Annotated in this window: 26 protein-coding genes; 11 read left to right on the top strand and 15 right to left on the bottom strand. The window is 63.5% G+C overall.

Annotated features, from left to right (window positions below):
- Positions 1-96: 96 nt before the first annotated feature.
- The 3 genes from ACT6Q8_RS08575 to ACT6Q8_RS08565 all read left to right on the top strand — a co-directional run bounded on the left by ACT6Q8_RS08575 (position 97) and on the right by ACT6Q8_RS08565 (position 2,792).
- Positions 97-1,038, top strand: coding sequence for a DMT family transporter (locus ACT6Q8_RS08575; protein ID WP_054169494.1), 942 nt, complete (start codon positions 97-99; stop codon positions 1,036-1,038).
- A 1-nt stretch (position 1,039) separates the two neighbouring features.
- Positions 1,040-1,903 (top strand): 23S rRNA (adenine(2030)-N(6))-methyltransferase RlmJ, encoded by an 864-nt coding sequence (locus ACT6Q8_RS08570; protein WP_444733195.1) that lies wholly within the window; start codon positions 1,040-1,042, stop codon positions 1,901-1,903.
- A 157-nt stretch (positions 1,904-2,060) separates the two neighbouring features.
- Positions 2,061-2,792: a protein phosphatase CheZ gene (locus ACT6Q8_RS08565; protein WP_245924139.1), complete on the top strand. Its 732-nt coding sequence runs from the start codon at positions 2,061-2,063 to the stop codon at positions 2,790-2,792.
- 49 nt (positions 2,793-2,841) lie between these two features.
- Here ACT6Q8_RS08565 and ACT6Q8_RS08560 read toward each other — a convergent pair whose 3' ends face one another.
- Positions 2,842-3,243 carry a DUF1465 family protein gene (locus ACT6Q8_RS08560; protein WP_082372545.1) on the bottom strand — a complete coding sequence of 134 codons (402 nt, stop codon included), beginning with the start codon at positions 3,241-3,243 and terminating at the stop codon, positions 2,842-2,844.
- Between the two features lie 297 nt (positions 3,244-3,540).
- On the opposite strand from ACT6Q8_RS08560, the gene ACT6Q8_RS08555 reads away from it, so the two are divergent.
- Positions 3,541-4,008, top strand: a complete 468-nt coding sequence (locus ACT6Q8_RS08555) for an Hsp20 family protein (protein WP_054169497.1) — start codon at positions 3,541-3,543, stop codon at positions 4,006-4,008.
- Between the two features lie 219 nt (positions 4,009-4,227).
- Here ACT6Q8_RS08555 and ACT6Q8_RS08550 read toward each other — a convergent pair whose 3' ends face one another.
- Positions 4,228-6,126, bottom strand: a complete 1,899-nt coding sequence (locus ACT6Q8_RS08550) for a propionyl-CoA synthetase (protein WP_444733194.1) — start codon at positions 6,124-6,126, stop codon at positions 4,228-4,230.
- Positions 6,127-6,343: 217 nt separating this feature from the next.
- Here ACT6Q8_RS08550 and ACT6Q8_RS08545 point away from each other — a divergent pair, with 217 nt between their 5' ends.
- Positions 6,344-6,694 (top strand): hypothetical protein, encoded by a 351-nt coding sequence (locus ACT6Q8_RS08545; protein WP_054169499.1) that lies wholly within the window; start codon positions 6,344-6,346, stop codon positions 6,692-6,694.
- A 4-nt stretch (positions 6,695-6,698) separates the two neighbouring features.
- Here ACT6Q8_RS08545 and ACT6Q8_RS08540 read toward each other — a convergent pair whose 3' ends face one another.
- From ACT6Q8_RS08540 to ACT6Q8_RS08520, 5 genes are all read right to left on the bottom strand, one after another.
- Entirely contained in the window at positions 6,699-7,955 is a 1,257-nt protein-coding gene (locus ACT6Q8_RS08540; RefSeq protein ID WP_156344766.1) for a divergent polysaccharide deacetylase family protein, read from the bottom strand.
- 88 nt (positions 7,956-8,043) lie between these two features.
- The gene (locus ACT6Q8_RS08535; RefSeq protein WP_444733193.1) at positions 8,044-9,429 is read right to left on the bottom strand and encodes a S41 family peptidase; all 1,386 of its coding nucleotides are present in this window, start codon (positions 9,427-9,429) and stop codon (positions 8,044-8,046) included.
- 2 nt (positions 9,430-9,431) lie between these two features.
- Positions 9,432-10,682 carry a murein hydrolase activator EnvC family protein gene (locus ACT6Q8_RS08530; RefSeq protein ID WP_444733192.1) on the bottom strand — a complete coding sequence of 417 codons (1,251 nt, stop codon included), beginning with the start codon at positions 10,680-10,682 and terminating at the stop codon, positions 9,432-9,434.
- Between the two features lie 147 nt (positions 10,683-10,829).
- Entirely contained in the window at positions 10,830-11,852 is a 1,023-nt protein-coding gene (locus ACT6Q8_RS08525) for an alpha/beta fold hydrolase (RefSeq protein WP_444733191.1), read from the bottom strand.
- A 55-nt stretch (positions 11,853-11,907) separates the two neighbouring features.
- Positions 11,908-12,390 (bottom strand): hypothetical protein, encoded by a 483-nt coding sequence (locus ACT6Q8_RS08520; protein ID WP_444733190.1) that lies wholly within the window; start codon positions 12,388-12,390, stop codon positions 11,908-11,910.
- A 222-nt stretch (positions 12,391-12,612) separates the two neighbouring features.
- Here ACT6Q8_RS08520 and phaR point away from each other — a divergent pair, with 222 nt between their 5' ends.
- Positions 12,613-13,224, top strand: a complete 612-nt coding sequence (gene phaR / locus ACT6Q8_RS08515; RefSeq protein WP_444733189.1) for a polyhydroxyalkanoate synthesis repressor PhaR — start codon at positions 12,613-12,615, stop codon at positions 13,222-13,224.
- 64 nt (positions 13,225-13,288) lie between these two features.
- Here phaR and ACT6Q8_RS08510 read toward each other — a convergent pair whose 3' ends face one another.
- The 4 genes from ACT6Q8_RS08510 to purE all read right to left on the bottom strand — a co-directional run bounded on the left by ACT6Q8_RS08510 (position 13,289) and on the right by purE (position 19,354).
- A complete protein-coding gene (locus ACT6Q8_RS08510; RefSeq protein ID WP_054169505.1) occupies positions 13,289-16,447 on the bottom strand; it encodes an efflux RND transporter permease subunit in 3,159 nt (1,052 codons plus the stop codon).
- Positions 16,444-17,622 (bottom strand): efflux RND transporter periplasmic adaptor subunit, encoded by a 1,179-nt coding sequence (locus ACT6Q8_RS08505; RefSeq protein ID WP_444733188.1) that lies wholly within the window; start codon positions 17,620-17,622, stop codon positions 16,444-16,446. The genes ACT6Q8_RS08510 and ACT6Q8_RS08505 overlap by 4 nt, the downstream gene beginning before the upstream one ends.
- Positions 17,623-17,786: 164 nt before the next feature.
- Positions 17,787-18,854 (bottom strand): 5-(carboxyamino)imidazole ribonucleotide synthase, encoded by a 1,068-nt coding sequence (locus ACT6Q8_RS08500; protein WP_444733187.1) that lies wholly within the window; start codon positions 18,852-18,854, stop codon positions 17,787-17,789.
- A gap of 32 nt (positions 18,855-18,886) precedes the next feature.
- Positions 18,887-19,354: a 5-(carboxyamino)imidazole ribonucleotide mutase gene (gene purE, locus ACT6Q8_RS08495; RefSeq protein WP_444733297.1), complete on the bottom strand. Its 468-nt coding sequence runs from the start codon at positions 19,352-19,354 to the stop codon at positions 18,887-18,889.
- A 276-nt stretch (positions 19,355-19,630) separates the two neighbouring features.
- Between purE and ACT6Q8_RS08490 the strand changes: the two genes are divergently transcribed.
- Together ACT6Q8_RS08490 and ACT6Q8_RS08485 are read left to right on the top strand one after the other, a co-directional pair.
- Complete coding sequence (locus tag ACT6Q8_RS08490) at positions 19,631-20,317, top strand: uracil-DNA glycosylase (protein WP_444733186.1); 687 nt, start codon at positions 19,631-19,633, stop codon at positions 20,315-20,317.
- A 394-nt stretch (positions 20,318-20,711) separates the two neighbouring features.
- Positions 20,712-21,173, top strand: a complete 462-nt coding sequence (locus tag ACT6Q8_RS08485; RefSeq protein WP_444733185.1) for a PAS domain-containing protein — start codon at positions 20,712-20,714, stop codon at positions 21,171-21,173.
- Between the two features lie 14 nt (positions 21,174-21,187).
- Here ACT6Q8_RS08485 and ACT6Q8_RS08480 read toward each other — a convergent pair whose 3' ends face one another.
- The 4 genes from ACT6Q8_RS08480 to ACT6Q8_RS08465 all read right to left on the bottom strand — a co-directional run bounded on the left by ACT6Q8_RS08480 (position 21,188) and on the right by ACT6Q8_RS08465 (position 23,983).
- Positions 21,188-21,946: a substrate-binding periplasmic protein gene (locus ACT6Q8_RS08480; RefSeq protein ID WP_054169509.1), complete on the bottom strand. Its 759-nt coding sequence runs from the start codon at positions 21,944-21,946 to the stop codon at positions 21,188-21,190.
- A gap of 232 nt (positions 21,947-22,178) precedes the next feature.
- Positions 22,179-22,418 (bottom strand): hypothetical protein, encoded by a 240-nt coding sequence (locus ACT6Q8_RS08475; RefSeq protein ID WP_054169510.1) that lies wholly within the window; start codon positions 22,416-22,418, stop codon positions 22,179-22,181.
- Between the two features lie 76 nt (positions 22,419-22,494).
- A complete protein-coding gene (locus ACT6Q8_RS08470; RefSeq protein WP_444733184.1) occupies positions 22,495-22,686 on the bottom strand; it encodes a hypothetical protein in 192 nt (63 codons plus the stop codon).
- Between the two features lie 67 nt (positions 22,687-22,753).
- The gene (locus ACT6Q8_RS08465; RefSeq protein ID WP_444733183.1) at positions 22,754-23,983 is read right to left on the bottom strand and encodes a bifunctional alpha/beta hydrolase/OsmC family protein; all 1,230 of its coding nucleotides are present in this window, start codon (positions 23,981-23,983) and stop codon (positions 22,754-22,756) included.
- A gap of 100 nt (positions 23,984-24,083) precedes the next feature.
- Between ACT6Q8_RS08465 and ACT6Q8_RS08460 the strand changes: the two genes are divergently transcribed.
- The 3 genes from ACT6Q8_RS08460 to ACT6Q8_RS08450 all read left to right on the top strand — a co-directional run bounded on the left by ACT6Q8_RS08460 (position 24,084) and on the right by ACT6Q8_RS08450 (position 26,723).
- The gene (locus ACT6Q8_RS08460) at positions 24,084-24,728 is read left to right on the top strand and encodes an NUDIX domain-containing protein (protein ID WP_054169513.1); all 645 of its coding nucleotides are present in this window, start codon (positions 24,084-24,086) and stop codon (positions 24,726-24,728) included.
- A 122-nt stretch (positions 24,729-24,850) separates the two neighbouring features.
- Positions 24,851-25,852, top strand: coding sequence for a cysteine synthase A (locus ACT6Q8_RS08455; protein ID WP_444733182.1), 1,002 nt, complete (start codon positions 24,851-24,853; stop codon positions 25,850-25,852).
- A gap of 142 nt (positions 25,853-25,994) precedes the next feature.
- On the top strand, positions 25,995-26,723 hold the full coding sequence (locus ACT6Q8_RS08450) for an alanyl-tRNA editing protein (RefSeq protein WP_444733181.1): 729 nt from the start codon (positions 25,995-25,997) through the stop codon (positions 26,721-26,723).
- Positions 26,724-26,725 lie beyond the last annotated feature (2 nt).

Genomic DNA, 26,725 nt, shown 5'->3' with positions numbered 1-26,725 from the left:
TGCCCATGTCAGCCATGTGAACGATTGGCTGGTCTCTGGCCCTGGTTTAGCGCACCCATGATGTTCTGCCATCACGGTCGCTGAAACCGCCTGTCCATGCCGCGTCTTTCCACATTGCCGCCTGTCGCCCGCGCCATCCTGGCGATGATTGCCGCTGTCACCCTGTTCAGCGCCATGAATGCCAGCATCAAATGGCTGGGTGGTCGCTATCCGGTCAGCCAGATCATCTTCTTCCGAGCGCTGTTCGCCATGGTGGTTCTGCTGCCGCTGATCTGGCGCGCGGGTGGGCTGATGTCGCTGCGGACGAAAAGGCCGCTGGGCCATCTGGCACGCAGTGTCATCGGCGTCATTTCCATGACCTGCGGCTTCACCGCCATCACTTATCTGCCGCTTGCCAATGCCTCGGCCCTGGCCTTTACGGCCCCTCTCTGGACCACGACATTGGGTGTTCTGGTGTTGGGGGAGAAGGTGCGGTGGCGACGGGCGCTGGCGCTGATCGTCGGTTTTTCCGGCGTGTTGATCATGGTCCGGCCTGACGCCGCCCTGATTGAGGGCATCATGACCGGCGGCACGCAGGCGATCGGCAGCCTGTTCGGCCTCACCTCCTCCTTCTTGGCGGCCTGCGCCATGATTTCGGTGCGACGGCTGTCGGCAACGGAGCCAAGTACCAGCATCGTGTTCTATTTCATGGCCACCGGCATCATTGTGGCCGGCATTGCCATGTCGCGGGAGTTCGTGATGCCGACACCGCGTGATGCCGCCATGCTGGCCCTGCTGGGCATTATCGGCGGGCTGGCCCAGGTGCTGCTGACCACCGCCTATCGCGGGGCGCCCGTGGCGGTGATCGCGCCGTTCGATTACACTGCCATGCTGTGGGCAACCGGCTATGGCTTCCTGATCTGGGGTGAGGTTCCGCACCCGGCGGTGGCGGTTGGGGCCTTGATCGTGATCGCCAGCGGCGTCTACATCACGGTTCGCGAAACCCGCCTGGGCGTGACCAATCCCGTCAAGGCACAGACGATCACGAAGAACGCCTGAGATGAATTACCGCCACGCCTTCCATGCCGGCAACGCCGCCGATGTGATGAAGCATGCCGTCCTCGCCTGGGTGCTGGACCGGCTGCGGACCAAGGATGCGCCTTTCTTCGTGCTGGATACCCATGCCGGTATCGGTCGTTACGACCTGGATGACCAGGCCGCGACCCGCACCGGCGAGGCGCTGCGCGGTATCCGCCGTGTATTGGCCGATGGCGGTGCCAATCGGTTGCCTGAGGCGGCGAAACCCTATCTCGACCTGCTGAACCGGCTGAATGACGGTGTGTCACCGATCCGCACCTATCCGGGTTCCCCCCTGATCACCCGCATGATGATGCGCGAACAGGACCGGCTGCTGCTGGCCGAACTGCATGCCGAGGATGTGCAGACGCTGCGGAACCTGTTCCGGGGTGACGCGCAGGTGGCGGTGCATCATATGGATGGGTGGCTGTCGCTGAAGGCGCATCTGCCGCCTAAGGAACGGCGCGGTCTGGTCGTCATCGACCCGCCATTCGAGGCACCGGACGAGTATGAGCGCATGGTGGCGGCCCTGGCTCTGGCACATCGCCGCTGGGCCACGGGACAATATCTGCTCTGGTACCCGGTCAAGGACCGGGCCGCCGTCTGGAAGTTGCATCAGATGCTGGAAGATACCGGCATTCCCAAGATGCTGGCCGCCGAACTTTGCTGGTCCGACGATGACCGGTCCGGCCGCCTGAACGGCTCTGGCCTGATCCTGGTGAACCCGCCCTGGAAGACGCAAGAGGCCCTGTCCGAATTGCTGCCCGCACTTGGCACGGCGCTGGCGGCGGGCACCGGTCCTACCGGTTGCCATTGGATCCGGGACGAGAGCGGAAAAACGGCGTGAGTGCCGGTTCACCATCTTCATCTTTTGGTCATTGATCGCGTCTTGCAGGCGCCCGCGGCATCGGTCACAGTGCGGAAGCGTTTACCGCACCCGATGGTATGAAGCCTTTTGGACAGGTCGGGTGACGGCGTTCTTGTGTGACGGGGGAGAGATGGGAATGGTGCAGACGCCGCGACGGCCCTTCATGGCGGAAATCCAGATGGCCAAGAGGGCGCCAAACCGTGGCGGTGAGGTGGCAGCCGCTGGTCCCGCCCTTCCCCCGCCCCCGCCGGCACCCGTCCATGTCGAAATGGACAATAGCGAGGTGATGGCGGCCATCGGCGCCCTGGGCGCCAAGCTGGACCGGTTCCTGACTGTCGATCATACCCAGATCGAAAAAATCCAGATCGAAATCTCCGATATCGCAGGCCGCATCAAGGCCACGAAGGTGGAGATGGCGGCGCTGCGTCACCCGCTGTCCAACCAGGATACGTTCATGGAGGCCAGCGAACAGCTGTCCGCCGTGGTGCGCTCCACAGAAACCGCAACGAACAGCATCATCTCCGCCGCCGAGGAGATTGAGGATATCGTCAACGAGGTGCGGTCGCAGTTGCCCGAGGGCTATCAGAACAGCCGCCTGAAGGATCTGAATGACGTCACCCTGCGCATCTTCGAAGCCTGTAACTTCCAGGATCTAACGGGCCAGCGCATCACCAAGGTGGTGCAGGCCCTGGCCTTCATCGAAGAACGTATCGATGGCATGATGTCGGTCTGGAACAGCAAGGAATTCGAGGCCCTGCCCCTGCCGCCGAACATCTCCAAGCATGATGACGGTCTGGCCCTGCATGGTCCGCAGGAAAATACGAAGGCCAGCATCTCGCAGGCCGATATCGACGCCCTGTTCGATTAAGGCAAGGCACGAGGGGCGGCACTACGCCGCCTCTTCACGCCCACGCTCCTCACGCCACGGCGCGCCGGACCATTTCCTCCAGGCGCGTCGTGCGCATGTAAAGACTATGGCTGCGTTCCAGCAGGGAGCGCAGGGCCGATGGCAGCAACAGATTGTCCGGCCCCGACGGGTCGGCACAAACGGCCCCGCCTGACAGGGCATAATCATCGCCCACCGCCTGTGCCGGGGTTATTTCGCCCGCATGCACCGCCTTCTGCGCCAGCATCCAGGCCATGACCTGGGTCAGGCGGCTGGTCACCCGCATGCTTTCATAGGATACCTGAAGACGGACGGTTGGCGGCAGACCGCGCTGGTCTGCTGCCTCCTGATAAGCGACATAGTTCCGCGCCTCGACCAGAAGAGACATGGTCTCGTCGTAAGCGCGGTTAAAGAAGGCTGTCGGTCCGTTCACCCGCGGCTCCTTCCAGGCCTTCCGCTCACGGGACCGGCCTTTGTCGTTTCTTCAGTGTGGGGCCATCCATCCCGGCTGACAATTGCGGCGAAAGTAGGTGCCGGGGCCTTTTCCGCGCCTTTCCGGCATGTGACCAATTTTTTTGAATATGGCCCCTTGAAGGGGGGCTGGACGTTTCTTAAGTCTTGCAGTGTGAGGACGGCGCCCGTGACCGGGGTCGGAAATCTTCACTAAACCAAGGGGTTGGCCGATGTCGGGAACCCCGCACCTTAAACGTATCGCTCTTGGAGGATACCTATGCGTAGCTATGATCTGTCGCCGCTGTTCCGTTCCACCGTCGGTTTCGACCGTGTGACGCGCCTGCTGGAAAGCGCGCTGAACGGCGAGGATAACAGCCAGAACGCCTACCCCCCGTACAATATCGAAAAGCTGGGCGACGATAATTACCGCATCACCATGGCGGTTGCCGGTTTCGGCCTGGGTGATCTGGAGATCACCGCCCACCCCAACCTGCTGATCGTGCAGGGCAAGGCCAAGGAGCAGCAGGCTGGCACCTTCCTGCATCGCGGCATCGCCGGCCGCGCCTTTGAACGCCGTTTCCAGTTGGCCGACCATATCCGCGTGAACAATGCCGCGCTGGAAAACGGCCTGCTGCATATCGAGCTGGTGCGTGAGGTGCCGGAGGCCATGAAGCCCCGTACCATTCAGATTAGCAATCTGACGCCCGCCGCCCTGCCGGCGACCACGACGGCGGTTGCGGCCTGATATCAGGGCTGACAGCAGTACCAAATAAAAAGAGGGCCGCTACGTTGGCGGCCCTCTATTTTTTACCCGTTTCCCTGAAGCCCCACCCGTTCAACTCTGCCGAACGAGCAAGGCGACCCTATGTGCGCGGGGCGGCCCGGTCAACCGGGCTTGTCGGCATGACAACGATAACCGTAAAGAAATCGTCATCATTGTTGCCGAATTAACGCACCCCTTGTCCTATCCTTTCGCATAGCCAGCGGATTTCAGCGCCTCACCGATCTCACCCAGAATGGCGGGATCATCGATGGTGGCCGGCATCTTCCAAGTCTCGCTGTCGGCGATCTTCTGCATGGTACCACGCAGGATCTTGCCCGACCGTGTCTTCGGCAAACGCTCCACCACCAGGGCCTGTTTGAAGGCGGCGACGGGGCCGATTTCGTCGCGCACCTTCTTCACCACTTCCTTGATGATGTCGGCATGGGGCCGGTCCACACCACGCTTCAACACGACAAAGCCCAGCGGCAATTGGCCTTTCAGGTCGTCGGCCACGCCGATCACGGCGCATTCCGCCACGTCCGGATGGCCGGACAGCACCTCCTCCATCGCTCCTGTCGAGAGGCGATGGCCCGCGACATTGATGATGTCATCGGTGCGGGCCATGACATAGATATAGCCATCCTCATCGATGAAGCCGGCATCCGACGTCTGGTAATAGCCGGGAAAGTCGGCCAGATAGCTTTTGAAGAAGCGGTCACGCGCATTCCACAGGGTCGGCAGTGTGCCCGGCGGCAGGGGCAGTTTGGCCACGATGGCGCCGATATCGCCCCGCTTCACCTCCGTCCCGTCCGGTGCCAGCACACGGATGTCCCAGCCGGGTAGCGGGACAGCGGTGCTGCCATATTTCACCTTCATCAGGTCGATACCCAACGGATTGCCCGCCACCGGCCAGCCGGTTTCCGTCTGCCACCAATGATCGATGACCGGCACCTTCAGATGGGTTTCGGCCCAGTTCAGCGTATCGGGATCAGAACGCTCACCAGCCAGGAACAGAGCGCGCAGGCAGGACATGTCATACTGGCCCAGCAGCTCGCCGTTCGGGTCCTCCCGCTTGATGGCACGGAACGCGGTAGGGGCCGTGAACTGCACCGCCACCTTATGCTCCGATATCACCCGCCAGAAGGCGCCAGCATCGGGCGTGGCGACGGGCTTTCCTTCGTAAACCAGTGTGGTGCAGCCATGCAGCAGCGGGCCATAGACGATATAGCTGTGCCCGACGACCCAGCCCACATCACTGGCGGCCCAGAATACCTCCCCCGGCTTCACGCCATAGAAATGCTCCATGGTCCATTTCAGGGCGACGGCATAACCGCCAGTATCCCTCACCACCCCCTTGGGCTGCCCCGTCGTGCCGGAGGTGTAGAGCACATAAAGCGGGTCCGTGGCCTCCACCGCCACACAGGCCGCCGGCTCGGCAGTGGCGGCAGACTCATCCCAATTGATGTCACGTCCGGGGATCAGGCTGGCCAGTGCCTGCGGACGCTGGAAGATCACGCAATGGTCGGGCTTGTGGCTGGCCTGGTCGATGGCGGCGTCCAGCATGGGCTTGTAGGCGAGGACCTTCGCCCCCTCGATCCCACAGGAGGCAGACAGGATGGCCTTGGGCGTGGCATCATTGATGCGCGTCGCCAGTTCGTGCGGGGCAAAGCCGCCAAACACCACCGAATGCACCGCCCCGATGCGGGCGCAGGCCAGCATGCCCACCACCGCCTCCGGGATCATGGGCATATAGATGATGACGCGGTCACCCTTGCCCACGCCCAGGTCACGCAGCACGCCGGCAAAGCGCGCGACCTTGTCCAGCAATTGGGCATAGGTCAGGGTCTGCTTCACACCCGTTACGGGGCTGTCATAGATCAGGGCGGCCTGTTCCGCCCGCCCGCCCGCCACATGCCGGTCCAGGGCATTATGGCAGATATTCAGCCGACCGCCGCGATACCAGCGGTAGAAGGGCTTGTCGCTGTCATCCAGGATGGTGGTTGGGAAGACATCCCAATCGATGGCCCGCGCAGCATCCGCCCAGAAACCTGTCGGGTCCGACAGGGACCGTTCATGCATGGCCTGATATCGACCGGACATTTTGTAGCCTCCCCATATTTTTCCGCTTGGGGTAGTGATCCCTGGTAGTCTATTCCCATCCGCTTATGGATCGACCTGTACGATTGGGATAGAAAAACCGGAGATCACGACGCCGCATTCTGTGCCTAGAATCACCGGAACGTATGTGTGGATTCATCCCCGACCTTGGTCTGCGACATTCGTTCCATTCATTGCCTGACCGGAAATACTGCCCCCAATGATCGTCGACAGCCGCCACATCATGTTTTCCCCGGAAGCCATCCGGGAAGCCGTGAAAACCTATCGCGAACTGTTTCCAACCAAGCAGCCGCCGGGACTGCTGGGTCCTATCGTCATCCGGGGGGCTGATCCGCTGATACTCGGCGTCAAGGTACAGGCCATGGGGTCCAGTACCTATCGCGAAGTGGAAATGGATGAAAACGAGATCGCGGCCATGCTGATCGTGTTCTGCCGCAAGATCAAAATCCCCCTGCCCCGCACCGCCAACAAATCATTTGAGGTGGATGGGGAGAATATTGCCCTGGTTGTCTCCAAGGCCATGATGATGCAGCGGCCCACGGGCGCCTGATGTCTTAGCGATCCGCCTGCCGGTTCACGATGGCTGTGACCGGGGCCAGAACAATCCCACGGTCGCGCAGGCTGGCGGACCATGCCGACAGGCGTTCCAGGCTGACGGGGTTTGTCACTTCCACAAATCCCACAGCAACGCCATTGGCCTGCGCCAACCGCTCCAGCTGCGCCAGTTGCGCGTCGATGCCGATGCTGGACGGGATGCGGTCTATCTGCAAATCACTGATGGCGCGGGGCAGCGACAGTTCCTTGGCGACAGAGGCCGCCTTGCTGCCCGACACCTGCCATAGGTCAAGGTAGACCAGACCCCGGCGCTGCACCTGCAACAGCACGCCGCGCAGGCTCTCCCGCTGGGTCAGGAAATCAGTGCCACTATCGGTCTTCGAGGTCACCCCGACATAGCCGGTAAAGGCCGCCAGACTGGCCTCCAGACGCCGCGCATTCTCCTCGTCCGACAGGTTGGACAGAAGCGTGTTGGGGCCCGGATCATTGGCGGGATAGCCCAGCGGCTGCATCGGTACCGATAGCAACACTTCGTGCCCCTTGCCCCGCGCCTCATCCACCTGCGCCTGCAAATTCTCCCCCGATGGGGTGAAGGCGAAGGTGACGGCACCCGGTAGCCGGTCGATGGCCTCATGCGTGGCCGCCGCTGCCTGTCCCAGGCCCGTCACGACGATGGCAATGCGTGGGCGCTTGTCATCCTGGGGGAAAGGACGCGCGTAATATTGCCAGGGCGTGGTGCCATCCGCCGCCATGCGGGGCACCCGGCCCACGCGCAGCCGTTCCAGCAACTGATCATTGCGCGACGGTTGCAGGGTGACCGGCATGTCCACCGGGTCCAGCGGCACATCTTCCGCCGGCGCAGCCTCCGCCGCATCGGCAAAACGCGGGCTGCCATCCGGCAGCACAACCGGGACCGACCGTCCCAGGCCGCGCGCCGCCTCCAGCCGCTCCATCGTATGCGGGGCCTCAATCGCCAGCCAGCCGGCGGTGCCGGCCAGCGCCAGAACCAGGACCATTGCGGCGACAGCCGGCGGCGATGGCTTCGGCAACTTGCGCGCCGCCTTTACCGGCGCGTCACCGCCTTCATCGTCCGCTGCCCCGCCGTCATCCGCCATGAAGGACAGATCCTGGTCATCACCGCCCTTGGCCTTCTTGCCTTTGCGGCCAAAGGACCAGCGTTTGCGATCCTTCTTGGCAGCGCGGTCATGCGTCTTGGCCGGCTTCTCCCGCTTGGCCCCCAGACGGGACGCCAACACGGCGGCACTTCCGCCGTCCGCCGGGTCGGCTTCCTTTTTTTTCTTCCTGGCGAGCGGGAACAAGGCCACGGTTCAGATGCTTTGCGGGTTAATTGGTGTGCTTGGGCTGGTTGAACATCGACACCCCCCGCAGCAGATCGACGGCACGTGCCAGCTGATAATCCACGGGCGGCGCGTCAGCATTGTTATTGGCCGCGACGGACGTGGCCGCAGGGACCGGCGCTGCCGCAGACGGGGTGGCGGGCGGCTGCGCCGCCGCACCGGGTGCCGTCGCCGGTGCAGGCTTTGCCGCGCCCTGATCGGTGTTGCGCAGGGCGTTGGGCAGGTCGGCCTCCCGCCGGCGCTGACCGGCAGCGGCCAGTTCCTCGATCTTGGCGGGCTGAACCTCGATATCCGGAGTGATGCCCAACTGCTGGATCGATTTACCCGACGGGGTGTAATAGCGCGAGGTGGTCAGGCGCATGGCGCTCTGCTGCCCCTGCAACGGGATGATGGTCTGGACCGATCCCTTGCCGAAGCTCTGCGTGCCCATCACGATGGCGCGCTTATGGTCTTGCAGCGCACCGGCCACGATTTCCGAGGCAGAAGCCGATCCGCCATTGATCAGCACCACGACGGGCAGGCCGTCCGCTACGTCACCGGGCTTTGCCGTATACCGATCACCTTCCTTGCCGCCGCGCCCACGGGTGGACACGATCTCGCGGCCCTTATCCAGGAATGTGTCGGACACCGAAACAGCCTGATCCAGCAGACCGCCAGGATTGTTGCGCAGGTCCAGCACATAGCCGATCAGCTTCGGCCCCAGCTGTTCCTTCAGCTTGGCCATGGCCTTGTCCAGACCGGGCTGCGTCTGCTCGTTGAAGCTGGAGATGCGGATATAGCCGACATTGTCCTCGGCCCGAAACCGAACGGACTGCACCTTGATGCTGGCGCGGGTCAGGCTCAGCTGGATTGGTTCGGCCACGCTGGCACGGCGGATGGTCACCTTGATGTCGCTGCCCACGGGGCCGCGCATCTTCTCCACCGCCTCATTCAGGGACAGGCCGACAATCGGCTCCTCATTCAGATGGGTGATGAAATCGCCGGGCTGCACGCCGGCGCGGGCGGCGGGCGTGTCATCCATGGGGGAGATGACCTTGACGAAGCCATTCTCCGTCGTCACCTCAATGCCCAGGCCCCCGAACTCGCCCCGGGTCTGCACCCGCATATCGGCGAAGTTCTTCTTGTTCAGGTAGGAGGAATGCGGATCGAGCGAGGTCAGCATGCCATCGATGGCCGCCTCGATCAGCTGCTCGTCTGTCACCTCTTCCACATACTCGGACCGCACCCGCTCGAACACGTCGGCGAAAAGGTCCAGTTGCTTATAGGTTTCCGACTTCAGCGGCTCACGCGCCAGGGCATCCGCCGTCACGCCGAGGGGAGCGGAGAAGGCCAGCAGGGCCGCGATGGCGGCAGTGGAGAAGAGCTTGCTCATGTTCAACCTTGTCCTTTGCCGTCGGAGACTGCAAGGCCGCGCGCGGGGTTGACCGGCTGACCACCGCGCCGCAGCTCATAATACAATGTCGGGTCCCCATCCCCCGACAGAAGTCCCACCGGCTCCCCGCCCAGCACGCGCTGTCCAACCTGAGCGTCAATACGCCCCAGCCCGGACAGAAGCGAATGATATCCGTTGGAATGTTCAAGGATCAAGAGAAGCCCGTAGCCCTTGAACGGTCCTGCGAACATCACGGCGCCATCGGCCGGCGCCACCACAGGCCCCCCGGCACGGCCGCTATAGGTCAGGCCCCGGCTGGTGGCCCCCACATCGTCGGTCTGTCCATATCGCCGGACCACCTTGCCGCTGACGGGTGCCACCATGCCGCCCAGGATTCCCGCCGATTGTGGCTCCTGCGGGGCACGCTTCAGGCCAGCAACCTTGTCACGGGCCCGCTGCTCCCGGTCGGCCTCAAGCTTGGCCTGACGTTGTCTGTCGGCCTCCGCCTTGCGGGCAGCGGCGGCCTTGCGCTCCGCCTCGATCTTTTCGATCAGTTCCTTCAGATCGCCGGCCTTATCGGCCAGGGACGCCATCTGGGTCGCCAGCCGCGCCCGCTCGCTGTCCGTCGTCTTCGACAGTTCCTCGCGCTTGGCCACCAGTGTGGCCAGATCCTTCTGACGCAGGGTCAGGCTCTCGGCAGCGCGGGCGGCCTTGTCCTTCTGTTCAGCCAGTTGCCGGCGCAGATCGACCAGCCCTTGCAGTTCCTTGGCCAGCGCATCGGCGCGGGTCTTCAGCTCCGGCACGGCGGAGCGCAGCAGCAGCGCGCTTTTCACGGTATCGCTGGGCGATTGCGGGGCGGCGATCATGGTATCCGGCGGCAGGCGCGACAGACGCTGCAACGCGCCCAGCAGATCGGCCAGGGCGGCACGGTCAGCCTCGATCTTCTCCAGCCGGGCCTTTTCTTCCGTCCCCAACTCACCCAGGGCACCTTCCAGCCGGGCCAGTTCGTCGGCCTGGGTCCGCTGCTGATCCGCGGCCTCGATGGCGCGGGCGCGCAGGTCGGCCAGGTCCTTTTCCAGCTGTTCCGCCTTGGCGTCCAGCTCCGCCTTGGCCTTGTCCGCTTCCTTCAGATCGCGTTCAACCTGCTGCAACTGCTTGGTCGGATCGGGCTTCTTCTCCTGCGCCAGAACAGGTGCCGCCAGCAAGGCCGGCAGCAGCAAAAGCAGGGGGACAGGGGCAGAACGCAGGGACAAGAAAGGCGATTCCCGAATCGTTATAAGATTTGAGGTGAGGAAATTACAGCAACTTTTTGAATTTCATAGGTTGCATCATTCCCATCACCATCCGCAGGGCAGTGTAAGGGGAACTGACGGCGGCGTCGACGGGCGTTGATGACTGTGTCAATTTCCTTCCAGCAGCCAATCCCTCAACGGCGCCCAGACCTTGGCCTTGGCACCGCCGCTGACCACCATGCCGATATGGCCCAGCGATGGCTGCCAGACAGTGGCACCGGGCATGGCGCTGCCCAGGGCGGCAGCAGAGGCCGGGGGCACGATACGGTCACGGGCCGGCACAATCACCAGAGAACGGCAGGTGAGCGCCTGGGGCCGGACCGCCGCGTCGGCCACGCGCCATTCGCCCCGACCGGTCGTATTCTCTCCATACCAGCCCGTCAGGCATTCGCGCGCGATGGCCGATGGCAGGGTCACGCCGTCATTCAGCCAATCCTCCAGCGCCACGAAATCGTCCGCTTCATCGCTGGCCATATCCATGGCGGCAAAGCGGCTGAATTTCTTATAGGCTAGCAGCGGGTCCAGCGTGGCGAACAGGGTCTGCACCGCATCCACCGGTAGTTCGCCGAGCATCCGCATGACGGGATCAAACGGGTTGATCAGGGCCGCCGTACGCTGCGCCGCCGCCGCATCATCGGCATGGAAATCCCAGGGCGTGGCCAGCGCCACGTAACCCGACACAAGGTCGGGCCGGCGCAGGGCCGCCCCCAGCGCCAGCAGCCCGCCCATGCAATAGCCGACCAGGGTCACCGGCCCGCCGACACGGGCGCAAGTTGCCTCCAGCGCACGGATCAGGCGGCCCGCCACCACGTCAGACAGGCTGTATCCCCGCTCCACGGCCCCCGGATACCCCCATTCAAGCAGGAAAGGCCGGATGCCGCCGCCACCCGCCGCATCGCCCCCCTGCCCAGCCAGCCAGCGTAGCAGGCTTTTGCGCCAGGACAGATCCAGGATGTAGCCGCGATTGACCAGGGACGGGACGAACAGCACGGGCCTTCCCGTCTGTCCCACTTCCAGCAGCCGGGTGGCGCCTTCGCACCAGACGGTGGGGGCGTCGTTGATATCACGCTGATAGGGATGGTGGCGGTAACGTTCCAGGCCGGTCAGAAACCGGTCGAGTCGCCGCCGCATCTCCCGATCCACCGCCACGGCGAAGGGCGCGAAGACCTCCGTCGGCAGGGGTGCGTCAGGCGGGTTTGGCGGCCGGCTTGCGCTTTGCGCGAGGTTTTGGCGCAGGTCGCGGCGCAGATTTTCCGCCGTCTGGCGCACCGTCGGGTGCCAATGCGGCCAGTTCGCGTTCAAGAGCGGCAATGCGGCCGGCGAGCTCAGCAACAGCGCCGTCCCCATCCCCAGATGCAGGCCCAGGGGACGCGGCCCCTGGCGCAGTGGTTTGGGTCCCGGCGGTTCGGGCCTTTTCCTGGCGTTCGTCATGGGTTTCCGCCCCCTTCGCCGCCGCCGCCATGGGCCACAGCGATTTCATCATGTCCGCCCAGGGGTTCACGGCCGTGGCCGATCCCAGGGTCTGTTCCAACATGCCATTGATTGTCAGCGCCGTCTGGCCGAAGGCCGTCATGGTCCGTGCCATGCTGTCGGCCACGGTCGGATCGGCACAGACCGCGGCCCACTGGTCCTGCCACAGGTCCAGAAAACGCCGGGCCAGATCCTCCATCGCGGGTGGTTCGTCGCGTTCACTCACCATCGCATTCCCATCCAAGGGCGCGGGGCCGGACTGGTCCCCGCCTGCTGTTCAGCATAGATCATACCGGTATGGTCGCAGAACAATAGTTACGCTTTCAACGTTCGGCATTGCGGAAGGCTTGCGCTGCGACCGCGTAATGACGTACTCCTTGATATAACGGTTCGCAGCATTGTCCGGGGGAAGCGACGCCAAATGGCTGAAAAAGAAGACACCAAGCCCGCACCGGTCACCATCAAGAAGTACGCCAACCGCCGGCTGTACAACACGGCGACCAGCAGCTACGTGACCCTGGACCACCTTTGCCAGATGGTGAAGGACGGGACCGATTTCGTGGTCTATGACGCCAAGACCGGTGATGACATCACCCGCTCGGTGCTGACGCAGATCATCGTGGAAGAGGAATCGAAGGGGCAGAACCTGCTGCCCATCCCGTTCCTGCGCCAGCTGATCAGCTTCTATGGCGACAATATGCAGTGGCTTGTGCCGCGCTACCTGGAACACTCGATGAAGTCGTTCACGGGCAACCAGGACAAGATGAAGGATTATTTCCAGAACACGTTCGGGAGCATGTTCCCCTTCGGCGGGTTCGAGGAGATGAGCAAGCAGAACATCGCCCTGTTCGAACGCGCCATGCGCATGTTCAGCCCTTTCAACGCTGAAGGTGGCGGCGTGCCCATGGCCGATGCCGCACCTGCGACGTCACCGGAGGCCAAGCCCCGGGCGGAGGATAAGTTCTCCGAGCTGCAAAAGCGCCTGGACGAGTTGCAGACGCAGATGGAAAGCCTGACCAAGCGCAAGGATTAAGGTCAGGCTTTTCTTCGGGGATAAGAGATCAAAGGGGGCGTCCGATGGACGCCCCCTTTTTGCTTTACACAGTCATCGCTCTATCCCGTCCGGCCAGACGCCGGATGACGACATAGAAGACGGGCGTGAACAGCAGGCCGAAGAAGGTGACGCCCAGCATGCCGAAGAACACGGCCGTGCCCAGGCTCTGCCGCATCTCCGCCCCTGCCCCCGTCGCGATCATCAAGGGCACCACGCCCAGGATGAAGGCGAACGAGGTCATCAGGATGGGACGCAGACGCAGACGGCAGGCCTCGATCACCGCGTCATAGCGATTGCGGCCTTCGGCCTCCAACTGCCGGGCGAACTCCACGATCAGGATGGCGTTCTTCGACGCCAGACCGACCAGCACGACAAAGCCGATCTGGGCCAGGATGTTGTTATCCATCCCCCGCATCATCAGCCCCGCCACCGCCGACAACAGGCACATGGGCACGATCAGCAGGATGGCAAACGGCAGGGACCAGCTTTCATACTGCGCCGCCAGCACCAGGAAGACGAAGAAGACGCAGAGCGGGAAGATATAGAGGGCGGAATTGCCCGTATTCTTCTCCTGATAGGACAGGTCGGTCCATTCCGCCTTGAACCCCGGTGGCAGGGCCGTCGCTGCCGCCTGCTCCATCGCCTTGATGGCGGTGCCGGAACTGACGCCAGGCAAGTTGTTGCCCTGCAATTCCGCCGCCGGATAAAGGTTGTAGCGCAGCACGCGGTCCGGCCCCGTGACGAAGCGGAAATCGACAAAGGAACCCAGCTGCACCATCTGGCCCTTGTCATTGCGCGTCTCCAGCCGCCCGATATTCTCCGGGTCCAGACGGAAGGGGCCATCGGCCTGCGCCGTTACCTGAAAGGTTCGCCCGAACAGGTTGGTATCATTGACATAAGCAGAGCCGAGATAGATGCCCAGAGTCTGAAACACCGATGTCATGGGCACGCCCAGCATCTGTGCCTTGACCCGGTCGACATCCAGATAGACCTGCGGTGCCCGCGCGCTGAACGGCGTGAAGACATTGATCAGGCCCGGCACCTGATTGCCCGCCATGGCCAGGGCCCAGGTCGCCTGTTCCAGGGCCGCCGGTCCGGCGCTGGCGAGGTCCTGCACGCGCAAGGTGAAGCCGCCGGATGTCCCCAGACCCCGGATGGGCGGCGGCGGCACCACGAAGATCAAGGCCTCGGGAATGGCCATGGCCACCCGCTTTTGCAGGTTCTGCAACACGGCCACCGCCGTCTGACCCTTGGGCAAGCGCTCCTCAAACGGGTCGAGGGGCGTGAAGATGGCCCCGGCATTGGGCGCAATGGTACGGGTGGCACCGGAAAAGCCCGCGAACTGCACCGTATGCGCAATGCCCGGCGTTTCCCGCGCAATCTGCGCCGCTTTCTGAAGCACCTTGGTGGTATTGGCCAGCGAGGTGCCTTCCGGCGTCTGGATCGCCATGATCAGATAGCCCTGATCCAGCGCCGGTATGAAGCCGCCGGGAATGCGGGTGAACAGGAAGCCGGTGGCGGCAATCAGCAGCACATAGACACCCACGACCAGGGGCGTCAGGTGCGTGATGCGTGCCACCAGCCGGCCGTAGCCATCGGCCATCCGGTCGAACAGCCGGTTGAAACCCGCGAAGAAGCGGTCGACCAAGGCCGACACCGCCGCCAGCCGTGCCGTCGCCGCCTGATGCCCTTCCGTATGGGGCCGCAGCAGCAGGGCACACAGGGCCGGCGACAAGGTCAGGGAGTTGAAGGCGGAAATGATGGTGGCCGCCGCGATGGTCACCGCGAACTGCCGGTAAAACGCACCCTGGATGCCTTCGATGAAAGCCGTCGGGATAAAGACTGCCGAGAGGACCAGGGCGATGGAAACCAGCGCCCCGCCCACCTCATCCATCGTGATGCGCGCACTTTCGATGGGAGAATGGCCCAGTGCCAGATTGCGCTCCACATTCTCCACCACCACGATGGCGTCATCGACCACGATGCCGACGGCCAGCACCAGCCCAAACAGGGTCAGGTTATTGACCGAATAGCCCAACGCCGACATCACCGCGAAGGTACCGATCAGCGATACCGGGATGGCCAGCACAGGGATGATGGCCGCCCGCCAGCGCTGCAGGAACAGCATCACCACCAGAACCACCAGCACCATGGCCTCGCCGATGGTCTTGATCAGTTCATGGATACTCTCGGCAATGAAACCGGTCGTGTCATAGACGATGCGATATTCCAGGCCGGGCGGAAAATCCTTGGCCAGTGTCGCCACTGCTTCACGCACCCGCGCCGCCGTTTCCAGGGCGTTGGAGCCGGGAAGCTGTGAAATGGCCAGCACCACCGCCGGCTTTCCATCCAGGAAGGAATTGGTGACATAATCGCGGGCACCCAGTTCCACCCGAGCCACATCCTTCAACCGCACGATACGGCCATCCTCGCCATGCTTGACGATGATGCCCTCAAACTCCTGCGGTTCGGTCAGGCGGCCCTGAAGGGTGATGTTCAGCTGATAATCGCGGGGATTGTCCAGCGGCGGCTGCCCCAGGCCACCACCCGCCACCTGCACATTCTGCTGCTGGATGGCGGCCACCACCTCCCCCGCCGTCAGGTTCAGCGACGCGATCTTCTGCGGGTCCAGCCAGACACGCATGGAATAATCACGCGCACCGAACAGGTTGATATTGCCGATGCCGTCCAGCCGGTTCAGCACATCACGCACCCGCAACAGGGCGTAGTTGGAAATGTAAAGCTGGTCATAGGTGTTATCGGGCGACAGCAAATGCACAACCATCATCAGGTCGGGGCTGTCCTTGCGCGTCACCACACCGTTGCGGCGCACCTCCTCCGGCAGGCGCGGTTCCGCCACCGCGACACGGTTCTGAACCAGCACCTGCGCCTTATCCAGATCGGTACCCAGCTTGAAGGTGATGGTCAGGTTCATCTGACCGTCGCTGGTGGAGTTGGAGGACATGTACAGCATGCCCTCCACCCCGTTCACCTCCTGCTCGATCGGGGCGGCGACCGTGTTGGCCACCGTCTGGGCATTGGCACCAGGATAGCGGGCATTCACGGTGACCGTGGGCGGCACCACCTCCGGATACTGCGTGACCGGCAGGGTGAAATAGGCGATGGCGCCAACGGCGATCAGCAGGACCGACAGGACAACGGCAAAGACCGGGCGGTCGATGAAGAAACGACCGATCTTCATGGCGTGCCTCCCGCCGCGGCGGTGATGGGCTGTTCAACCGGGGTGACGGCGGCACCGGGCTTCACCCGCTGCAAGCCGCCCACCACCACCTTGTCGGTTTCCATCAGCCCGTCGCGGATGACGCGCAGCCCGTCGATCAGGGGGCCGGTGGTCACACCGCGATAGGTTGCCTTGTTATCCTTGTCCAGGACATAGACGAAGCGCCGGTTCTGATCGGTGCCAATGGCAGCATCGGGCAGCAGCAGCCCGTCATAGCTGGGCCGCCCCACCAGCCGCAGGCGGGCGAACATGCCGGGCGTCAGCACCATGTCGGGATTGTCGAAAACCGCGCGGGCCCGGATGGTGCCGGTGCCGTCATCGATCTGGTTATCGACGAAATCGATATGGCCCTTATGCCCAAAATCCTTCTCATCCGGCAGGGCCAGGATGACGGGGTTGGGATTGTCGCGGCTGCTGGCCCGTTCGCCGGACCGGGATTGCCGCGTGTAGCGCAGGTAGGAGGCCTGATCGGCATCGAAATAGAAATGGATCGGGTCCAGCGACACGATGGTGGTCAGCAGGGTCGATTGCGCCGACCCGCCGCTGACCAGATTGCCGACAGAGACGCGGTGGTTGGAGACGCGGCCCGTGACAGGCGCCTTCACCGCCGTGAATTCTAGGTCCAGTTCCGCGGCCCGCACCTGTGCCTGCGCCGCCAGCAACTGTGCCTGCGCGTTCTGAAGCTGCTGGGATCGGGTATCCAATACCGCCTGCGACACCGCCTGGGTCTGCCGCAAATCGCGGGCGCGGTCCAGTTCCCGCTGGGCCAGTTGCACCGAGGATTGCGCCTGCGCCACCCCGGCGCGCGCGATATCCGCCGCCGCCTGATAGGGGCGCGGATCGATCACGAATAGCGGGTCGCCCTTGAAGACGATCTGCCCGTCCTGGAAATTCACTGCCGTCAGATAGCCGCTGACACGGGCCCGGATCTCCACCTCCTCCACGGCGGCGAAGCGACCCGTATATTCATCCCATTCCTGGACATTCTTCTTCACGGGCTGGGAGACGACGACCTGCGGTGCCGCCGATGGCGGCCCGCCCGCCTGCTGTCCGCCCGGCCCGCATCCGGGCAGCACAATCAATCCTGACAGTCCAGCCGCCAGCAAAACAGCGCGGCCGACATGGCGCCCACCCATGGAATCCTCCACCCCAACAAATCCGGTCAGCTTTCAGCATGACAAGGGTTTGCGGGGATGAATTCCATTTTCTTGCTGTGACATTGCTGCGGACGCGAAGATCGCCGCAATGGTGATATCCGGAACGGCTGTGCGCACTATCACAGACAGGCTGACAAGGGCCATCAGGCTGGCCGCGTCACATGCCCCATCTTGCGACCGGGCCGCGCCTCACCCTTGCCATAGAGATGCAGGCGGGCGCCGGGTTCGGCCAGCATCGCCTCCCACCCGTCGATATCATCGCCGATCAGGTTGGTCATGACGCACGGGGCCGTGACACCAACCGCACCCAGCGGCAGACCGCAGATGGCGCGGACCAACTGTTCGAACTGGCTGGTTTCGGCGAAATCGATGGTCCAGTGGCCGGAATTGTGGGGGCGCGGGGCCATTTCATTGACCAGGACACGGCCATCCCGCGTCACGAACATCTCCACCGCCAGCAGGCCGACCACATGCAGTTCGGCGGCCAGCAGCTCCGCCACGCGCACAGCCTCGGCGGCGATTTCGGGCGTGATGCCGGCAGGCACAATGGTGGTGTCCAGGATGCCCGACTTGTGCCGGTTCTCCACGGGCGGATAGGACAGGATGGTGCCATCGGCGCGGCGCGCCGTGACGACCGAAATCTCCCGCTCGAAATCCACGAACCCTTCCAGGATCGCCTCATCGCTGCCGATGGCGTCAAAGGCGCCGGACAGGTCATCGCCGGGGTTCAGGCGCAACTGCCCCTTGCCGTCATAGCCCATGCGGGTGGATTTCAGGATGGCAGGCAGACCGATCTCCGCCACCGCCTGCTTCAACTCATCCAGGGTGCGGACGGCGCGGAAGGGCGCGGTGCCGATGCCCAGCTTGTTGGCGAAGCTTTTCTCCGCTACCCGATCCTGCGCCACCGACAGGACGTTGGAACCGGGATGCACGCCGACATGGCGGGCCAGGAAGTCAACGGCATAGGTGGGCACATTCTCCCATTCCAGCGTGATGACATCGACGTCATCCGCGAAACGGGCCAGGGCGCGCAAGTCATGCCAGCCGGCCTGGGTATGATAGGCCACGACCTGACCACAGGAACTGTCCATGCTTTCAGGCGCGAAGACATGCACGCGGTAGCCCAGGCGGGCGGCGGCCAGCGCCGTCATGCGGCCCAACTGGCCGGCACCCAGGATGCCGATGATGGAGCCGGGGGGGATCACGGTCATGGTCTTTGTTCCTTCAGGCAAGGCCAGTTGGATCAGACGGGTTCGTCAACGGGCACCAGGGCCACGGCATCCGTCGCCTTGGCACGCCACGCGGTCAGTGCGGCATCCAGGCGCGCATCCGACAGGGACAGGATGGAAGCGGCCAGCAGGCCGGCATTGATGGCCCCGGCCCTACCGATGGCCAGCGTGCCGACAGGCACGCCGCCCGGCATCTGCACGATGGACAGAAGGCTGTCCTGACCCTTCAGCGCGTGGCTTTCCACCGGCACGCCCAGCACGGGCAGCGTGGTCATCGCCGCCGCCATGCCCGGCAAATGTGCCGCACCGCCGGCCCCGGCAATGATCACCTTGATCCCCCGCTCCTTGGCGGAGGTAGCATAATCATAAAGCCGCTGCGGCGTGCGGTGGGCCGACACGATCCGCGTTTCGAACGGCACGCCCAGGTCCGTCAGGACCGTGGCCGCATGCTTCATGGTGACCCAGTCGGACTGGCTGCCCATGATGATACCGACGGGCACGGGCGTGCCCTGGCTGTCGCGGGTGATATCGAAGGTCACGGCTGCCGGCTCCCCTGTCGTTCCATGCGACGTTTCCGGAAAGCGCCGGATTATAGGCACCCGTCCCCATGACACAACAGCCGGGCACGCAGGGCGGCCCGGCATAAAATCGGGTATTGGTGCGGGAACATAACTGGACGGAACCGTGGTTCCCCTTGACCAGGCCTCAATCAACCCATAACCCCAGAGCAGTAATCAACAGGGTTCATGGGGCGGGTCATGGCGGTACGGCAGGCGGTTAAGGTGGTGATGGCGTCGGGCGGCCAACCGGCGGTGCCGGGGCGCGATTGCGGCCTGTGCCCGCGTCTGGCGGAATTCCGCGCCCGTAACCGCGCCGCCTTCCCCACCTATCACAACGCGCCCGTCCCGGCCTTCGGCACGCTGGACGGACGGCTGCTGATCGTGGGTCTGGCACCTGGCCTGCACGGGGCCAATCAAACGGGCCGTCCCTTCACGGGCGATTATGCCGGCGATCTTCTGTATGACACGCTGATCCGTTTCGGCTTTGCCACCGGCACCTATGACAAGCGGCCCGATGACGGGGTGCAACTGATCGACACCCGCCTGACCAACGCCGCCCGATGCGTCCCGCCGGAGAACAAGCCGACACCGGCGGAGATTGCCACCTGCCGGAATTTCCTGACAGACGAAATCGCCGCCATGGGCAACCTGCGCGCCATTGTGACGCTGGGCACCGTCTCTCATGCCAGCACGCTGACGGCACTGGGCCGCCGTCCGGCACACTTCGCCTTCGGCCACGGCGCGCGCCATGACGTGCGGGACAAGGTTGTGCTTTTCGACAGTTATCACTGTTCCCGCTACAACACGAACACCGGGCGTCTGACCACCGAGATGTTCCAGGCGGTGTTTTCCGCTGTGCGGGAGCATATCGACCGGAACGGCTGACGCGCCATCCAGGAAACCAATTGAGAAACAGCGGCCGCGTCATCGGTGCGTGATGGGCCGGATGGGATCGTCACGCCCCCAGGGCGGCGCCGACCACGAACCACGCATACATGGTACCGAAGAAGCCGGTGATGGCCAGGAAATCACGAACGTAAGCAACGCGGTTCATGTGAGCCTCCTTCGTTTTCGTGAGGCCACAATGTCAGAACAAAATGTGAACATCAAGGGGTTTGTTCTCACTTCGTTCGCATTCCTGGCCCCTCGCCTCATGTCCGGAACGCATGCCTATCCTCCCGCATAGTTTGCCGGGCAAAGGACCATTCCTGACCCTACGGTTAGTTGCCCAGGGGGTGGAACAGGGTCATGGTTCCTCCAAACGGGATTGGAAACAGCCATGTTCAAATTATTGCAGCGATCACCCCCTGTGCCGCCGCCAATACCGGCAACAAGCCGGCTGCGTGAATTTCAGGACTACTGGTCTGGAATTGGCGCAGAAGGGGTGATACCCGGACGTCAACATATCCACCCAGGTGATATACCGGGTCTTCTTCCCTATATCCTGATCCTTGACTATACAAATGGTCAGTATCGTTGCCGCCTCGCAGGCACGGCGGTGGTGGAGGGGTTGGGCCAGGAACTGACAGGCCGCGTTCTGGATGATGAATTGCTGGGCTCCGCCTTTGCCGGCTGGTTCCGCCGGTTGGAAACGGTGCGCCGCCGCGCATGCCCGCTGGGTGGGGAAGAGAACCTGTGGTGGTTGAGCCGCAGCTACCGCAATTTCCACTGGCTGTGCCTGCCGCTAGCCAGTGACGGACAGCGCGTGGACAAGCTTTTGATGTGTATCGACTGGACCTGACCGCGCTACAGCCGTCAGGAGGGCGGACGACGGTCCTGCCCCCATCCGCCCCACGAGCCGGGCGTACTGTACCGCCGCTCCACGGCACCCGCCCTGCCATCGGCGATGATCGTATCCAACGCCTTCTGCATGCGCGCGATCGTAGGGGCCGGCACCTTCTTGTTACAGGCCATGGCGCCGATTGAGCGTGTGAGCCGCATGACCATGCGGACGGGCATATCAACCTGCCGCGCCTGATACGGGGCCGCCCAGGCACCACCCGCATACAGGTCGGCCTTGCCATTGAAAATGCTGCCGATTTCCGCAGCCCCCTCCTGCGCCACAAGGGTAACGTTGGGCACGTCGCGGGTCAGCTCGATCAGATGTTTCTCCACCGCCGCGCCACCCTGCACCGCGATCCGCAGACCGGACAGGTCCGACGGGCCATTGATCCGCCGTTGAAAGCCCAGCGGCGCAAAGAGAGCCCAGCCCCCCTCCATCAATGGCACCACCCATTGATAATTGGGCCGCCGTTCATCGGTGAGGTTCATCAGAAAGATGCAGGCATTGGGGGTGCTGTCGACCATGGCCTGCGCCTCCGGCCAGGGCATGATGCGCATCTCATGCGCCAATCCCGTTTCCTGCATGATCAGGCGGACCTTGTCGGCGGCAAGGCCGATGATCTGCCCGGTCAGGGGATCAGTAAAATTGACCGGCGGATTGGGCTCCGTCAGCAAAAGCAGCGGCGGTTCCGGCTTACGGGCCTGCTGGGCGTGCACGGCAACAGCAGACATCAGACATGTCAGCACGGAAAGCCCGAGAGCCAACCGCCCCTTTTTCCCTGTCCGTATACCCGAACCACGCAGATCCACGTTCTATCCATATGAAAGCGGCTGCCACTGCAACCTGGATGGCATTAAGTACGCACCAACCTGAACGTTCGCGCAACGGGTAAAGAGCGGCCTATATCCAGTTTCATAGGCAGACAGCTACACAGACAATTGTGTGTTTTGACACCACCACGGGTCACATATCATCATACAATGTAGAGTTGCCTGGTATTTCGGGTTCCGGTGCCTCCCGCACACCGGCATTGCGCTGCCATTCCCCGCACCAGTCGGTGAAATTGGTGGTCGGCATGGCGCCCGATGGATAGCGGTCCGTCACGACGGGCGGATACCGGCGGCATGTGCCCTTCGGTCCACGTTCCCGCACCCCATGCCCCACCCAGAACCGGCAGCTGTAGCAATTATCGCCGCGACGCAAGATCGCCCTCTCCCCCTCGGTAACAGACCCATATCCTATGCTGCGCCGCATGGATTGCAAAGGGAGAGCACGGGGATCAGCCGTTGGGCAGCAGCTCTGTGCGCGGCTTAGCCGGGCGAAGGTTCTGCTGATGTTGATGATAATAGGTCTGGATATCGGCGTTCAGGGCCTCTCTGCGGGCCGCACTGTCGGAGCCTTCAGGAGCATTGCGCAGCCGTTGGTACTCTTGAACAGCATTCTCCAATTCATGATCGGTCCGGATGCCCATAACCCGCTCCTCCCTTCTCTGTCCGCTCAAACAACGGCAGCGAAGGAAGGAGGGTTCCCCGTGACCTTCAGGCCAGAAGGCTGTCAATGTTGGCCCGGCTGCGCAGGGTGCGGTGAACGGGGCAATTGCCGGCGATTTCCAGCAGGCGTTGGCGCTGTGCCTCGTCCAGCTTGCCTTCCAGCGTGATGGTGCGGGTGAAATGATCGACCTTGCCGCCCGCATTCTCCGTCACCTCCCCCTCCTGCGGGTCGCGCTTTTCATGGCTGACGACCACGGAGACGCGGGTCAGGGGCAGGTTCTTGCGGTTGGCGTACATGCGGATCGTCATGGAGGTGCAGGCACCCAGCGCGGCCTGCAGCAGCTCATAGGGGTTCGGGCCAAGACCCGTACCGCCCACATGCGTCGGTTCATCCGCGGTGAAGCGGATGCCCGCCGCCGTCACCAGATTATGGAAGGTGCTCTCTCCCGTCTCCGCGACGGTGACGGGGCCTTCATGTTCCGCCCCCACCGGCTTGGGCGCATTGGCGGCGTCCAGGCGCAGGGCACGGCGGGCCCAGCCATCGACCAGCTCGGCCACGAAAGCCGTATTGCGCTGATCGGCCACCAGATGCCCGGCCCCATCCAGCGCCACGAAGCTTTTCGGATGCTGGGCCAGCGCGATAATGCGGTCGGCCTCCGCCAACGGCACCACAGGGTCCTTGGGATCATGCAGGACCAGCAGCGGGCGGCCCAGACCGCCGATGACGGATGCCATGTCATGGCGCGCGACATCGGTCACGAAATCCGCCGTGATCGGCATTTCCCGGTCGCCGACATTCAATTGCACCCGCCCGTCGCGCTGCATCTCCGCATCGCGGCCCGCAATCTTGGCCAGCAGGGTGTGCGGGCCGGACGGTGAATTGACGGTGACGACAGCCCCCACCGATGGCAGGTCCCGCGCCGCACGCATCACCGCCGTTCCACCCAGGCTGTGCCCGATCAGCAGGCGCGGGGCCGATATCTCCACCGTCAGCGCGGCAGCGGCGGACAGAAGGTCGGCGACATTGGTGGAGAAATTCGTCTCATCAAAGGCGCCGCCGCTGGCCCCCAGGCCTGTGAAATCAAAACGCAGAACGGCCCAGCCGCGTTCGGCCAGCCCCCGGCTGATTCGGGCCGAGGCGTGGTAATCCTTGTTGCAGGTAAAGCAGTGGGCAAAGATCGCGGTGGCCACCGGATGCCCGTCCGGCAGGTCGATCCGCCCCGAAAGCGTGGCCCCAGTCGAACCGGCGAAGTTGAAATCCTGCGTTACGCGCGCCATCGTGGCCCCCGTCTGCCCTTGGCAAGTTAACCTGTACGGCCCCTAAGCTGGACCGGGGTCATGGGCCGGCGCAAGTGATTTGCCAACCGATGGATCCTTCATGACCCGCCTTCCCATCCACCCACCCCTGCCCGGCTTGGAAAGCCCTACCAGGGTGGAGGTAACCGAAAACGATTTCCGGCATGACGGCTTCATGAAATTTTCTGTCATGAAACTACGTCATGAACGGTTCGCGGGCGGCATGACACCGACGATTGACCGTGATGTGTGCTATCGCGGGCATGCGGTTACCATTCTCCTGTACGATCCAAAGGCCGACGTTCTGGTCATGGTCGAACAGTTCCGCATCGGTGCCTTTGCGGCCGGCGTAACCCCATGGGTTCTGGAATTTGTCGCCGGTATGGTGAAACCAGACGAAGACCCCGCTGACGTGGCCATCAGAGAGGCTGGGGAAGAGGCCGGGTGTGTTCCTTATAATGTCCGGCTGATCTACTCCATGATGCCAAGTCCCGGCGGCAGCACAGAGATCGTGGAGATCTTCGCGGGCCTTGTAGACAGCACCGGCATTGGCGGCATCCATGGGGTGGAGGAGGAGGTGGAGGATATCCGCGTCCATCTGGTTCCCGCCGAGAAGGCGATTGCCCTGATGGATGAGAACCGGGTGCCCAGCGGTTTCACCCTTCTGGGCCTGTCCTGGTTCGCACGCCACCGCGAGGCGCTGCGACGTGAGGCAGGTGTGGTTTAAGGAATTCTACACCCCGCATTGCAACAACCGATAATCTGCGGTGCGGAACCACCCCTGGTAATTCCGCAGCCCCACCGCCATATTTGATCCCAAGTTTCACACATAAACCAAGGTTATTTACCGTGGACGTACGCACCGGATTCCTGGACAGCATCGGTCGCACCCCCCTGATCCGCCTGAAGGGCCCGTCGGACCTGACGGGTTGCGACATCTATGGCAAGGCCGAATTCCTGAACCCCGGCGGGTCGGTGAAGGACCGCGCCGCCCTGGCCATCGTTCAGGACGCGATTGAGCGCGGGCAGCTGCGCCCCGGCGGCACCATCGTCGAAGGGACCGCTGGCAATACTGGCATCGGTCTGGCCTTGGTGGCCAATGCCCTGGGCTTCCGCACCGTCATCGTGATGCCGGAAACGCAGAGCCAGGAAAAGAAGGACATGCTGCGCCTGTGCGGGGCCGACCTGCGGCTGGTGCCTGCCGTGCCCTTCAAGGATCCGGGCAATTACGTGCATGTCTCCCGCCGCATTGCCGAGGAACTGGCCGCGACGGAGCCGAACGGCGCCATTTGGGCCAACCAGTTCGACAATCTGGCCAACCGTGAGGGCCATCGCCGCACCACAGGGCCGGAGATTTTCGACCAGCTGGGCGGCAAGGTCGACGCCTTCACCTGCGCCACCGGCACCGGCGGCACGCTGGCCGGCATCGCGCTGGCGCTGAAGGAACGCAGGCCGGATGTGAAGATCGTGCTGGCCGACCCGATGGGATCCGCCCTGTTCTCCTGGAAGAAGACTGGCGAACTGAAGTCCGAGGGCAATTCCATCACCGAAGGCATCGGCCAGGGCCGAGTCACGGCCAATCTGGTCGATGCACCCATCGACGATGCCGTTCAGGTGACGGATGAGGAAGCGCTGCCCATCGTTTTCGACCTTCTGAAAAACGAAGGTCTGGTGCTGGGCGGATCCAGCGGCATCAATGTGGGTGCCGCCATCAAGGTCGCCAAGGCGATGGGGCCGGGCCACACAATCGTGACCATCCTGTGCGATGGCGGCTCACGCTATCAATCGAAGCTGTTCAATCCCGCCTTCCTGCGCGAAAAAGGATTGCCGGTGCCCAACTGGCTGGAATGAGTCTTCAGTGCCCTCAGGCGCCGGGCGCCGCCATCCGGCGGCTTGGGCTGGCGCGTGCATAGGCACGCGGGCGCTTAACGCGCCAACCGGTCTGCGATGAGCTATACTCATCGCAGACCGGTAACAAACAAGGTGGATGCCCATGACCCTGCTGTTCCGTGACGATCCGTACCAGGTTGAAGCCGAGGCGGTGGTGATGGCGGCGGGGCCGGAAGGCATCCTTCTGGACCGCACCCTGTTCTACCCCAATGGCGGCGGGCAGCCGGGCGATACCGGCAGTCTGGCCTGGGATGGCGGCAGCGTCGCCATCATCGATGCGCGCAAGGCCGAGGCGCTGGTGGAACGTGGTGATCAGGTTCTGCACATCCCGGCCCCCGATACGGCCCTGCCGCCGGTCGGCACGCTTGTGACGCAGAAGATCGACTGGGAACGCCGCCACCGCCATATGCGCATGCACACCACCCTGCATCTGCTGTGCGCCGTGGTGCCGGGGGCCGTGACGGGCGGACAGGTGGGGGCCGACCGGTCGCGCCTGGATTTTGATGTGCCGTCGGCCAGCCTGGACAAGGAACAGATTGAGACGGCGGTGAACGAACTGATCGCCGCCAACCACCCTGTCCGCGAACGCACCATCACCGATGCCGAACTGGAAGCCACGCCCGACCTTGTCCGCACCATGTCGGTGAAGCCGCCCACCGGGTCCGGCTCCGTTCGCCTGCTTCAGATCGGCACCGACGATGCCATCGTCGACCTGCAGCCTTGCGGCGGTACCCATGTGGCGCGGACGGGTGAGATTGGCGGCATCACGATTGTAAAGATCGAGAACAAGGGCAAGCAGAACCGGCGCGTACAGCTGGCGCTGCGGGACTGAGA

The organism is Niveispirillum sp., from assembly GCF_052437035.1.
Taxonomy (GTDB): domain Bacteria; phylum Pseudomonadota; class Alphaproteobacteria; order Azospirillales; family Azospirillaceae; genus Niveispirillum.
This window is presented reverse-complemented; position numbering and strand designations above follow the sequence as displayed.